Origin of the sequence: Colwellia sp. BRX8-9, from assembly GCF_014077245.1 — a bacterium.
GTDB lineage: Bacteria > Pseudomonadota > Gammaproteobacteria > Enterobacterales > Alteromonadaceae > Colwellia_A.
Window position 1 is genome coordinate 16,117 of sequence record NZ_JACGVN010000020.1, and the last position, 12,714, is coordinate 28,830.

The following is a 12,714-nucleotide window of genomic DNA, read 5'->3' on the forward strand; positions in this document are numbered from 1 at the left end:
ACTAGATGAAATAAAATACTAGCAATGAGTTAGCTCATTATTATAAAGGAGCACAAGGCTCCTTTATAATTTATTGCTTAACTATTAATATATTACTTATGGTAAGGCTTACTTAAACGATGTACTGATTCTATAAAGTGGCCCGCATGTTCTGGATTCACATCAGGATGTATACCATGACCTAAATTAAAGACATGTCCAGTACCACCGTCACCAAAGCCGGCAAGAATTTTGTCAACTTCTTGCTCAATACGAGGTAATGGCGCGTAAAGCATTGAAGGATCCATATTACCTTGTAAAGCAACTTTGTCGCCAATACGGGCTTTAGCATTTTCAATATCTATGGTCCAATCAAGCGCTACTGCATCACAACCAGTTGCCGCAATAGACTCTAACCACATACCGCCATTTTTAGTAAATAAGGTTACCGGTACTTTACGCCCCTCATTGTGACGAGTTAAACCATCAACAATTTTAGCCATGTACTGTAATGAAAATTCGTTATAATCACGTGGTGATAACACACCACCCCATGTATCAAAGACCATAACAGATTGCGCGCCGGCAGCAATTTGTGCATTCAAATAAGAAATCACTGAATCCGCTAACTTATCTAATAGCATGTGTAATGTTTTTGGCTCAGCAAACATCATTTTTTTGATTTTGGTAAAGGCTTTTGAACTACCTCCTTCAATCATATAAGTCGCTAATGTCCATGGACTACCTGAAAAACCAATCAGAGGTACTTCGCCCTTTAATTCTTTACGAATAGTACGTACCGCATTCATTACATATTGTAATTCTACTTCTGGATCGGGTATGCCTATTTTTTCTACATCAGCTTTACAGGTAATAGGACGCTCAAATTTCGGCCCTTCCCCTGTTTCGAAATACAAGCCTAAGCCCATAGCGTCAGGAATAGTTAAAATATCGCTAAATAAAATGGCGGCATCAAGCGGAAAACGACGTAACGGCTGAATGGTAACCTCACATGCAAGATCAGCATCGCGGCATACCGACATAAAATCGCCAGCGTTTTTGCGAACTTCACGGTATTCAGGTAAGTAACGCCCTGCTTGTCTCATCATCCATACTGGTGTGTAATCTACAGGCTGACGCAAAAGCGCGCGTAAGTAAGTATCGTTTTTTAATTCAGTCATGAAGTATCTTCCCATTTTTATATGCGCGCATTCTACCATTAGCAATTTTTTGGGTCTATGTTCTAAATCAATTCGTTGCTGTAATAATTAGATCTATTTATGATATAAAAACAATAAGCGATTAGTAATCAGTCACTTAATTTCAATAAATATAATTAATTGTAACAAAAGTTACTTTATACGAAAAAAATCGTGGTATAAATGCTCTATTAAAGTTGTTGCGTTAGCTTTTTCGCTTTGTTATAAATTGCCCCGCGTTAAAGAAGTACACAAATAAAAATAATAATAATAAAAGAAATAACTAAAAAGAAGCTAGTATAAACTAGACCTACAGCGAGCAATTCAAGCCTTACACTTTGTAAGGCTTTTTTATTGCCTAAAGAAAAACATTAAGATTAGCAGGCTTTAAAGAAACACTACATTTAGAGTTACGATATGGAACTATCACTTTATGCGGACTTAATAAAACAGGATCCCTTCCCAAAAAAAGTATCCCTAGCTGGCATCTCCAGAGTAAAAAAAGGGATTTATATTTGGCATTTAAAAGAATTTTCTAAATTTTTTCGTGACTATATAAAAAACTAAAATAAATTAGGAAAACATTAATAGAGTTCAAAAAGTAAAGGTTCTTTACGATGACCTAAAGCCTAAATTTACATTCATTATTGTCATATAAATGTTCCTTTTATTTGTTTAATGAATCATTCATGTTATTTTGATTTATCACTTTTATTACATCCATGTAACTTTTTAGTAATATTTTATGTTTACTCGTTTCGTTTTTAAAACGTAGAAATCATAAACGAAGCTAATTCAATTGCGGGTCTACCTTTATTTGGGCTCTGACACACAAATAAAAACAAGATTTTAAAGGATTAATTAATGAAAAAATTTCTTTCTCACATGTTGGGAGTTATTGCGATACTGATTTCAATTGAAACATTTGCTGCACCGCAACAAGTTTTTGAAGTTGACACAACCCGAGAACTTTCAAGAAGCGAATCAAGTGTACCTACTTTTTTTAAGGAACATGGACCTTATTTGTTTTTTCTTAATCAACCTTTTTTAAACAATAAAAGCCAAACCGCATTACCAGCATATGGCTACAATACTCTCTGGCGACTAGACTCAAGGGACAATAGTGTAAATCTAGTCATTAATGGCATTACAAATAGTGCCTTTGAGAAAACTCAACCGTATGCAATTCTAGATGATCGCATTATATACTTTACTTTTGAAGGCCTTTTTTCTGTAGATTTCTTTGGTTTAAACAAAATTAAACTTAATTCATTTAGGCATAGTAGGCTTGATAATTTTGGCAATCAAATGGCAAGTTATGATGGTTACGTCTACTTTCCTCTAATAGACAATAAAAATTCCAAAAGCGACCTTTGGCGCTCTAACGGAACTGTTGAAGGAACGTCTAAAGTTGAATTGTGTGAAGGAAACATATGTTATCACTTACCTCGAAAATTTGTTGTATCGAACAATAGACTGTTTCTAATTGCTGAATCATCTGAAAAAGATACAAGAATATGGTCTATTAGTAATAATAAAGTATCCATTATTTCGTCTGCAACAACCCAACTAAATGCATATGACATTTTTATCAGTCCAAGTGGAATTCAATTTAATGCCGCCGATAAAATATGGTTTAGTGATGGTACAAATGAAGGTACTTATCCGATAGCACCAACGGCATTAGACAGTATCGGTTTTGGTGATTCTATTATTGTAACTAGCCCATCAGATATTTCGATTATTGAGAACAAGGGGAAGGGTACTAAAACCACAATAGATTTAGGTTCCTACTTTATAAATACTAACCTAATTGTATTGAATGATACGATCTATTTTATAAGCGATCATAAATTAATAGCCGTTGATATTAAAGTTGATACACCTCGTAAAATTTTTGATTTTGGAGGTTCTCCTTACGCTACATACAAAATTATTGGTGGCAAAGGTAACAAAGTAATTCTATTGGTGAACGATCCCATAACTGGAGAACCTAGAAATGAAATTTGGGTAAGTGATGGTACGACAGTAGGAACTATTAAGCTTAAATCCCCTGGGATTGAAAAAAGTCTATGGGATCTTAATTCTTCGCACTTCTTAAATAACGACTTTTACTTTCCTTCTTTTACTGAAGAACATGGAAGTGAGCTATGGCGTACTGATGGAACGATTAGAGGAACATTAATAGCAAAAGATATAGGTTATGGCCAAACTAAGGTACAAAAAGGACCCATAGTAAGTAACGGCAGTGATGTTTTTTATTCTATGAAAAAGACATGGTACGGAGAGTTTGATGGAATAATCAGTGAGCATACTGAGCAAGAGCTTTGGAAGACAGACCCTGTGACTATGCGTAGTTCTAAAGTTCCTCAATGGGAATATCCAAAGAACAGGTTAGCAAAAATAATTACTGTTGACGGAGGTCAATATTGGTGGAGGGAGCATGAATTCAGAGCAGGCGAATATCACTTAGATTTTTATGACTATCAAAGCGAGAAAGTTACCCCAGTAATTACAGATATATTGGGACAATGTGCTAATTATGATTTATCTAATAGAAAAATGGCCATTGCTGGTAATAAATACTTTTTCCAAGCCCCTGTTGTTAACGGTGACTTATGGAGTTGTCAATTATGGGTAAGTGATGGGACTGTTGATGGAACAATGCCCATAACTAATTTACCTAAAACTTCTGTACATCCTGAAATAATCGGAAATATAGTCACCTTTCAAGATGAGGTTTATTTTAGTTTAATTATTCTGGTTAAAGAGTATTTACCTTTACGTACCGCAATATTTAAAACTGATGGAACAATAGCTGGTACTGGCGAAGTATTTAGACTGTCTGCAAGCGGTGAAGAAGCGAACTATTATATAGAAAACATGATAGCAACCTCTCAAGGGATTTTTATAGCAACCAATTCTGACTTCACAAATTTATGGTATTGGCAGCCAAATGGAATAAGTCAGGTTATAAAAAAGGCAAGTGATTTTTATATTGATACATTAATACGATTCAAAGAGGGGGTATCATTTGTATATGGTAAGACTATTTGGGGTAGTGACGGTACTGTAGATGGCACTTTGCCAATGATTGTATTGAAAGAATTTGAAGGTAAAAGTAATTACATGTCTACCCTTCACTCAACACCTGATTATGAAAAAATAATTTATGGTTCTATCGATTCACAAGGAAATAATAGATTATGGGTTTCTGATGGGACAATGTTAGGAACTAAAACAAAAGGTCCCATCATTAATGATAATGACTTTACAGTTAATGCATTTACGGGTGATGATTTTTATATCACTGACTTTTCGGGAGTATATTTAGAAGATTATTATCAAGACTTAAAGCGAATTTCTTTGGAAGGAGATACTGTTGAATTAATAAGGCAAGAACTTGCTGGCTCTAGTGAGAATTTTCCAGCAAAAATAGTTGAAGCTCAAAATCGTATATTTATTGGTCAAGAAAGTGAAATCATCTTCTACTACGGCCCAGGTTTTGGAGGCCCTTATGTAACGGCAAAACTAAAAGGAGACGATTTCGATAATGACGGAATATCAGATGATGAAGATATGTTTCCTCTCCATTTAGATGAATACATTGATACCGACAATGATAATGTTGGTGATAACTTTGATAATGATGACGACAATGATGGTATCGAGGATTCGTTAGATTTATTTTCTTTAGATGCTACAGAATGGGCTGATAAAGATGACGATGGTATCGGTGACATAGCCGATACAGATGATGATAATGACGGAGTAAATGACTGGTTTGATTCATATCCTACAGACTCGACACGTAGTGCTAATAATATAATTGTTGATAATGGAGCTAGTGATGAAGCCACCACAAAAAGTAAAAGCAGTGGTGGAGTTATTCACTATTATATAGTTATCTATGTACTACTGATACTTAGATTACGCCGACGTTTTAAAGAGTAAAATAAAACTTTAAAAATTTGACCAGCCCCTTATAATAATTAATGTTTCAAGGGGCTTTTTACATTATAAACCGTTGCAATGTGCAAGTATTATCCTCTTATAAAAATACCTTATAGCTACTACAAGGTATAATCACACCACTACACCCGTTTACATCCCCAGTAATAAAATTCATATTAACCCCAAAATATAGCCAACAGATAAAACAAATATTTCATGATTACCGTTTTGCCAAAGACGGTACTGAAAAAGGCGCTAAAAAAGCACGATTGAAATTCGTTGATATCAATAAAAAGTTTGGTCGTGCTACTGCTACATTGCCAAAAAAAATATCGCGTCAATAGGTATTATGAACATAGGCAATGGTTAAGTCCTGTAAAGAATAAACACGCTTGTATAAATAGTTAAACTCTCTTCAAAACTTATTCTTTGGTTGTGAATTTCTAACAATTTAACCGATATATTTGCTCCTATTAAGCTGTAAAATGTCGTACAATTACCTTAATTTATTAATAACTTTTAATCATTACGGAAATCCCCCATGAAAAAAATTATCATTTTATTAACTATTTCAACATTAAGCAGTTCGGCTATGGCACAGGAAACTAGCTGGTTTGATAGCTTAAAAAGCTTTGTTGGAATGGGCGAAGTTGAAGAGCAAAGTGTAAAATTGCCAAGCACTGAAGGTTTAGTTGAACAATTAACAAATTCATTAAATGTTAATACTGAACAAGCAGCTGGCGGTATGGGTGCTATTTTTAATTACGTAAAAAGTAATGTTTCAACAGAACAGTTTAGTCAGTTAGCTAAATCATTACCGGGTGTCGATGGACTTGTTAGTCAAATGCCTGATATTAGCGAACTTAGCTCTGGCAAAGGCTTAAGCGGTTTACTTGACAAAGCTTCACAATACAGTGATTCATTAAAGTCTATTAATGATATAAAAAAGCAATTTGAAGCATTAGGTTTAAATCCAGAAATGATAAGCAGCTTTGTATCTAGTGCTCAAAGCTACTTAGACACTCCACAAGGGCAAGACGCAAAACAAGTATTAACGCAAGGTTTAGGCAAGTTACTCGGGTAACTTGATCTATTAGCGACTAATCGCTGCAGCTAATTTCACTGAGTTTACTGAGTTTACTGAGTTTACTAAAACATAACTTCAGTGAAATTAGCAAATATTGATTTTTAACGACTCAATATTGATCTTTAACGACTCATTATAGACTGTAATTAATATACGCTAATTACCGCTTCATATAACGGCTTTCCCTTATTATAATCATCAAAGAGCAAAAATAACGAATACCCTACCGACGGTATTTCGATACCATAATTACTTTCATAGGCATCGTCAGGAAAAGACTTTTGAAGTTGTTCAAATGATCCCCCTTGAATAAAATCCCCCAAAGCCCAAATAGCTTTTGAATTAGCGTTATCGTTTATAAAGACTTCTTCCAACAAGTGAATTTCAACAAGTTCAGTAGCGTTTAGCTTTAACATTAAATGTTGGTTATAAAGATTGATAGTGATCCCTCTTGGCAATACTATCCGCCCTTTAGCTTCACCAAGCTGCTCTGCAAGGTTATTAACATTTATCTCTTTGTTTGATACTAGGGCTAAATACGCCTGTGTAATTGCCTCGTTTTGAATCACTTGATCATCAAAAGGCAGCATACGACTTTCTTTATAGTTGCTTTGCTCCATAGAGAAGCCACCCAACGTATATTTCTTTTCATTGGTATGAGAATTTTTACTGGCAATAAAATTTAGTGTTAGCACCTTGTTTTGGCTATTTAAGACTAATTGATTCTTTTCATTTAAAGGTTTATCTAATGCTAATGCAGAATAAACGTCCTCTAAAAGTGCTTTTCGACCGACCTTATTGTTGATCTTCCAAGCATTGGCATCAAAAAAATCAAGTAAAGGAATTTTATTCAAAATACTGGCTGATAAATATGGCAAAGTACTTTGTACCTTTACTAATTTATCCAATTGAAAATGCAACCAATGGTGTCTTCCGTAACCTATAATCAACTCATCAGCCAGCAAGGTTAATTGCACATTAGGCTCACCAAATTTTTTGATGACTTGTTGATAGCTATCGCCCAACTTTACGCCATAAAGACCGTTAGCCAAAGATACCTCAGTATTGATAACTTCAGGCCGGCCAACTCTAGAGTCAGCAGAAGTCAATTTGAAGGTCATCATACTTTTTGCTTTAACACCGTCATGATTATAAGCGGTAAATCTTTGATGGATGACATTTGGAGTGCCCATTTCATCGGCTACTTTTTTCTGTTGACACTACACAATTAGCTTAGCAAAAAAACGTATTTGTTGTTGGCCACCCTTTTCATCTAAAACGTTAATATCTTCTATTTTTTTATCGATGATAATGACACCATTGGCGCCAGCATCTATCGCTTTTTGTTGTAATTGATTTAATAATCTCTTGGTAGTTTTAGCCATTTGCTGCGCTTTAGCCATACCAATAACACTCGTTTCTTTAATGACTTGGTATTCACAATTAGGATAGTAGTCAAGAATAGGTGGCAGTACGACTTCCTCAACGGCTGAAAAAGCAAACAAGGAAAAGAGTAAAAAACAACTAAAGGTAACTATTTTTAGAAAAACGTGCATTAAGGTAACTCCGCTATAATTCATGAATAACTTATATTTATAATAAAATAGCTTTATCAATTACTAACTTTTTGGTCAGTGCATTGATGGCAGGGTAGCGTAAATAAAAATCATTAATATCAATATTTTCAACCTTTGCTTGTAAAGGTTCAGTAACGTTAACATTGATGTGGCGGTTTATATTTTTACTTCTTCGCTCTGCTTGAAGAGGATAATTTAAAAATAAACCTTGTGGATCAAGGACCTCACTCTCCATAGTTTGCCATGCTTGATACCAACTTGCATGGCGATCACCGGAAGCTAAGTTTGTCGCTAAAGACAGGTTAACCACTAGGTTTTTATAGGACGAGTAATTTGTTCTAGCGCCAATAAAAGTGGCTTGGCTATTACTTTTTGCCGTTTCAGAGTCAAACATAGATAACAGTTCGATGGTGTTATCTGTTAATGATTTATTTAAATCTATCAGTAACTTTGCACTTAGGTGCTTAGCGAGCTTAGGTAGATAATCTCTCTCGCGCTCAATGAGCGTTAGTTGGGCTTTAATTCCACGCTGTAATGCAAACCCTGTTGGTAGTATTGACTCGAGGTCACTGCTGTTTATTCGACTTAGCGCTTTGGTTAATTTGGCTTTACTTTGCGTTAACTGGTTGATCACGCTATTAATCTTTATTAAGTCCCAGTCATCAACAGGTCGATTAAGACATTCCTGATAAATTTCAGGTAGATCTGTTGGCCGACTAGTAAATGATTCGCTAATAAATTGCATTATTTTTATTATCGGCACTAACTTTTTAGCTGCTTGTATTAATACTTTTTTATTTTCGGTACTGGGGAAGTGCTGATGAGAATCATGACTTAACAGATAAGCTAAATAGTAATCGCCCTGAGCAAGGTGAACTTGTGCCGCTATTAATTTATCTTGAGCTTTTTCGGCAAGCGTTAATTCAGCTTGGTATTGTGAGGGTTTTAGTTGAACCAGTTTTTTTAATGCTGTGATTGAGTGAGTGAGGTTGAGTTCTTGCTTAGCTTGCTGATATGCCTGCAAGGCTTCGCTATGTTTCGTTGGACTACACGATACGAGTAAAAAAAGTAATCCTACTATAAAAATTCTTTGATAAATAGCCATTAGATAAATTCCATTTTACATTAACGTTTATGTCTAAACTGAATATAAAGTATCAACTAATCAATAACTAATCAAATAGTTGTTCAATATTGAGTTCAAGTTACTTGTCGCTTTTTGCCGTATTACAAGAGTTGCTCAAAGCGAACAACTTTTCCTTTTGTTGTAATGATTTCTGTGGTGATGGTTTGGTTATCTTCGCTTAAGGTCAACAAGCCAATACCACTGCCATTAAATAAAGTTACATCGTTAGCTGAGTCAATGTAATTAAGCCTTCTCACACGGACCTTCATCCGCCTTCTTTTTGTAAACCAGTTAAGCGGTGAATAAGTCGCATACAAATATTTATTTAGCCTTTCTAAGGTATGTAATAAAGCGCCCGGAAATTCATTTTTTAAACCGCTACAGGTGACTTGTAATATTTTTGAGCTGCTACGACGAAAACGGTGAGTCACTTCATAAACAAAAGAATAGTGCACATCTCCTGAAAGAATAATGAAATTAGGCGGTGTTTTATTGTGTCTAAAAATATTTAACATCACATTAGCTGTGCCAGAGTGTGCCATCCAGTTTTCAGCATCTACTGCTAAAGGCTTTCCCCAAAAAGTAAAAATACGCTGAATAGTTTCAATCAACTTAACCCCATAAATAGGTGCCGCAGAGACCATGATAATATTAGGCTCATTGATTAATGCTTGCTGTAGGGCTGATAATGACTCCCAGTCCATTAACCCAGAAGGTTTACCAGCATTACTTTCAGAGCGCCATCGCTGGGTGCGTGTATCTAATACAAGGATTTTAGGTGAGGTATTTAAACTATAATACCATTCATCCCATTTGAGTATTTTATCAATAAGTTCACTATGGTTTAAATCCCCTGGCGAACTCAATACCGTTTGGGGTTCGCTAATCAAGCCAGAGAATTTTTCAGGCCTATTGCCCCAAAACTTGTCATAAGCAATATCCAATTAACGCCTTTCCTATAATTTTTTTGAAAACGTAAAATTATGTAAGCCACCGTAAACAATTAACATACAATTTTTAAATGTTTTTGGCTTGTAACTCTCGGTAAAATCTTTTCATACCCCTTGTGCCCTCCTTTTTATATGCACAATAAATTATTGAGAAAACACCATGAAAAGATTATTACTTAGCGCTTTACTATTTGCCGGATGTGCAAGCCATGGGGTTGACCGAGCAGAGCAACACCAAATAATTAAAGAATTTTATGCGACTATTGCGTCGGTTACTCCGGTAACTTTATCTTCAGAGGTCAAAACAGGTATTATTACCGGTGCTGGCATTGGCTTATTAGGCGAACTTGACGGTAACCATAAAGATATGATTGCAGGGACCATCGCTGGGGCATTAGTTTTTGGGTTATTTACCGCTTTATTTGAAGGGAGTAATGATGCTTTTCAGTACCATCTAAATTCCGCCATCCAAGGTGAATTTGATGTCATTCAAAAGCAAAAAATTCCTGAATCAGTAAGTTGTGTAAAAGTGCGAAGTGGTAAAACGGTTACGTTAATGGCAGCCTCACCTGAAAACTGTTCTAACTTATTTAAATAACTTATACTGATTTCACATAGGATTCTAGAGCAAAAATATGCAAAAGTTATTATCTACTTTACTGATACTTTTTTTATTTTCTTGTGGCTCTGTGTCAATGAGCAATGGTCGACAAAAAATTATAATTAATGGTCAATCAACTCCTTGCGATATTCACCGCAAAGAGATCGATCCCAATTGTAAAACAGAGAATAAAAGCCAAACACCACAAGTAAACATTAAAGCTGATAACCCCAGCGCGGAATAATCGCTTGTTCAATACCTAAATGATCCAACATTCTGCCCACCATAAAATCAATTAAATCATTAATCGACTTGGGGTGATGATAAAAGCCAGGTGCCGCTGGCATGACAGTAACGCCCATTTGTGAAAGTGTCAGCATATTTTGTAAGTGTATGGTAGAAAAAGGTGATTCTCGTACCACTAAAATCAACTGCCCTCTTTCTTTAATAACAACATCGGCAGCACGCTCAATCAAGTTGTCACTCATACCTAAGGTAATAGCGGCTAATGTGCCCGTTGAACAAGGACAGACAATCATTTTTTTAGGGGCAGCAGAGCCAGAAGCCACGGGAGAGAACCATTGTTCTTTGCCAAAGACTGTGATTTGTGAAGGTTTTGCCTTAAATTTTTCACTGAGAAATTGAGTGGCGCCGTCAGGTGAACCCGGTATTTTAATGCCAACTTCTGTGTCAAGAACAACCCGTGCTGCGCTTGAACATAAAACATAAATTTGTACATTCGCAGCAACTAAACATTCGATTAATCTTAATGCATAGGGAGCACCAGATGCGCCGGTAATTGCGACAGTAATTTTTTCTCGAAACTCGTTCATAACTATCCTTTCTTTGCTAATTGATCTAATATTTTTTGGTGAATATTGCCAAATCCACCATTACTCATCACAACGATAGTATCGTCTGCTTGTGAGTTGTTAACGATATGACTCACTAAAACATCGATATCTGTCTCAACAAAACACGGCTGTCGGCATTCTTTAATCAGTGTATTTACTGACCATTGCACTTGCTCGTCTTGAAATAAATAGACAACGTCTGCTTGCGCTAATGATGCTGGAAGGGTGTCTTTATGAACACCTGATTTCATGGTGTTTGATCTTGGTTCTAATACCGCGATTACTCGACATGATTGATCGCCTTCACCGTTAGCACTTACATTCGCTCGAACACCGGCTAACGTTTTAGCAATAGCGGTAGGATGATGGGCAAAGTCATCAAATACACGTACCTTCCCTACTTCACCGCGCAGCTCTAAACGCCTTTTGGTATTAATAAACTCAGCCAGTGCATCAATAGCAACATGGCTAGGAACGCCGGCATGTCGAGCAGCGGCAATAGCCATTAAACCGTTATCGATATTAAAATCACCAATTAAGTTCCATTTTACTGTGCCTTGTATTTCATCCTTAAAGTAGACAATAAACTCACTACCATCGCCAGTAAGCTTTTCTGCATACCAGCCAGATTTACTAAATTCATTCTCGACACTAAATTCTGTGGGTGTCCAACAACCTTGCGCTAAAGTTTCAGTGATGGCTGATTCATTTTTGGGTGACAACACTAGGCCGTTACTTGGCACCATACGAATAAGATGATGAAATTGGCGTTGTATATCAGATAAGTCATTAAAAATATCAGCGTGATCAAACTCCATGTTATTAATCACTAAGGTGCGCGGACGATAATGAACAAACTTAGAGCGCTTATCAAAAAAGGCGGTATCGTATTCATCGGCTTCAATGATAAAAAAGGGGGCGTCACCTAAACGTGCCGAACAATCAAAATTTTGTGGTACACCACCAATTAAGAAACCCGGTTTCATATGAGCATACTCTAGGATCCAGGCAACCATAGAGCTAGTGGTAGTTTTGCCATGAGTACCCGAAATAGCGATGACCCAACGGTCTTTTAAAACATTATCTAATAACCACTGCGGGCCAGACGTGTAGGCGATATTTCTATCGAGTACGTATTCAACCATAACATTGCCGCGTGACATGGCGTTGCCAACAATCACTAAATCAGGCTCATCTTTTAAATGTTCTGTTAAGTAGCCTTGTTTTAACTCAATACCTAATTGTTCAAGTTGTGTGCTCATTGGCGGATAAACATTAGCATCGCAACCTGAAACACGATGCCCCAGCTGTTTTGCAATAGCGGCGATACCGCCCATAAATGTACCGCAAATACCTAAAATGTGAATATGCATGTTATGTCCGTTAA

The 12,714-nt window shown here is 36.1% G+C and carries 11 protein-coding genes; 4 read left to right on the forward strand and 7 right to left on the reverse strand.

Annotated elements, in window-relative coordinates:
• Positions 1 to 92 precede the first annotated feature (92 nt).
• On the reverse strand, positions 93 to 1,160 hold the full coding sequence (gene hemE / locus H4J70_RS15470; protein ID WP_182222449.1) for a uroporphyrinogen decarboxylase: 1,068 nt from the start codon (positions 1,158 to 1,160) through the stop codon (positions 93 to 95).
• Positions 1,161 to 2,042: 882 nt separating this feature from the next.
• Between hemE and H4J70_RS15475 the strand changes: the two genes are divergently transcribed.
• Both H4J70_RS15475 and H4J70_RS15480 read left to right on the forward strand, forming a co-directional pair.
• Positions 2,043 to 5,132 carry a hypothetical protein gene (locus H4J70_RS15475; protein ID WP_182251409.1) on the forward strand — a complete coding sequence of 1,030 codons (3,090 nt, stop codon included), beginning with the start codon at positions 2,043 to 2,045 and terminating at the stop codon, positions 5,130 to 5,132.
• Between the two features lie 541 nt (positions 5,133 to 5,673).
• Positions 5,674 to 6,216 (forward strand): DUF2780 domain-containing protein, encoded by a 543-nt coding sequence (locus H4J70_RS15480; protein ID WP_182213778.1) that lies wholly within the window; start codon positions 5,674 to 5,676, stop codon positions 6,214 to 6,216.
• A gap of 149 nt (positions 6,217 to 6,365) precedes the next feature.
• Here H4J70_RS15480 and H4J70_RS15485 read toward each other — a convergent pair whose 3' ends face one another.
• The 4 genes from H4J70_RS15485 to H4J70_RS15500 form a co-directional block, all read right to left on the reverse strand.
• Positions 6,366 to 7,412 carry a hypothetical protein gene (locus H4J70_RS15485; RefSeq protein WP_182251410.1) on the reverse strand — a complete coding sequence of 349 codons (1,047 nt, stop codon included), beginning with the start codon at positions 7,410 to 7,412 and terminating at the stop codon, positions 6,366 to 6,368.
• A 27-nt stretch (positions 7,413 to 7,439) separates the two neighbouring features.
• Positions 7,440 to 7,775 carry a hypothetical protein gene (locus tag H4J70_RS15490; protein ID WP_182251411.1) on the reverse strand — a complete coding sequence of 112 codons (336 nt, stop codon included), beginning with the start codon at positions 7,773 to 7,775 and terminating at the stop codon, positions 7,440 to 7,442.
• Between the two features lie 37 nt (positions 7,776 to 7,812).
• Positions 7,813 to 8,901: a hypothetical protein gene (locus tag H4J70_RS15495; protein ID WP_182251412.1), complete on the reverse strand. Its 1,089-nt coding sequence runs from the start codon at positions 8,899 to 8,901 to the stop codon at positions 7,813 to 7,815.
• 122 nt (positions 8,902 to 9,023) lie between these two features.
• A complete protein-coding gene (locus H4J70_RS15500; protein ID WP_182251413.1) occupies positions 9,024 to 9,866 on the reverse strand; it encodes a hypothetical protein in 843 nt (280 codons plus the stop codon).
• Between the two features lie 166 nt (positions 9,867 to 10,032).
• Between H4J70_RS15500 and H4J70_RS15505 the strand changes: the two genes are divergently transcribed.
• Both H4J70_RS15505 and H4J70_RS15510 read left to right on the forward strand, forming a co-directional pair.
• Positions 10,033 to 10,470 (forward strand): hypothetical protein, encoded by a 438-nt coding sequence (locus H4J70_RS15505; RefSeq protein ID WP_182169200.1) that lies wholly within the window; start codon positions 10,033 to 10,035, stop codon positions 10,468 to 10,470.
• 37 nt (positions 10,471 to 10,507) lie between these two features.
• Positions 10,508 to 10,717 carry a hypothetical protein gene (locus tag H4J70_RS15510; protein ID WP_182213787.1) on the forward strand — a complete coding sequence of 70 codons (210 nt, stop codon included), beginning with the start codon at positions 10,508 to 10,510 and terminating at the stop codon, positions 10,715 to 10,717.
• Here the strand turns inward: H4J70_RS15510 and H4J70_RS15515 are convergent.
• Both H4J70_RS15515 and mpl read right to left on the reverse strand, forming a co-directional pair.
• Positions 10,689 to 11,306, reverse strand: a complete 618-nt coding sequence (locus H4J70_RS15515; protein WP_182213789.1) for a flavin prenyltransferase UbiX — start codon at positions 11,304 to 11,306, stop codon at positions 10,689 to 10,691. The genes H4J70_RS15510 and H4J70_RS15515 overlap by 29 nt on opposite strands.
• A 2-nt stretch (positions 11,307 to 11,308) precedes the next feature.
• Positions 11,309 to 12,700 (reverse strand): UDP-N-acetylmuramate:L-alanyl-gamma-D-glutamyl-meso-diaminopimelate ligase, encoded by a 1,392-nt coding sequence (gene mpl, locus H4J70_RS15520; RefSeq protein ID WP_182230220.1) that lies wholly within the window; start codon positions 12,698 to 12,700, stop codon positions 11,309 to 11,311.
• Positions 12,701 to 12,714 lie beyond the last annotated feature (14 nt).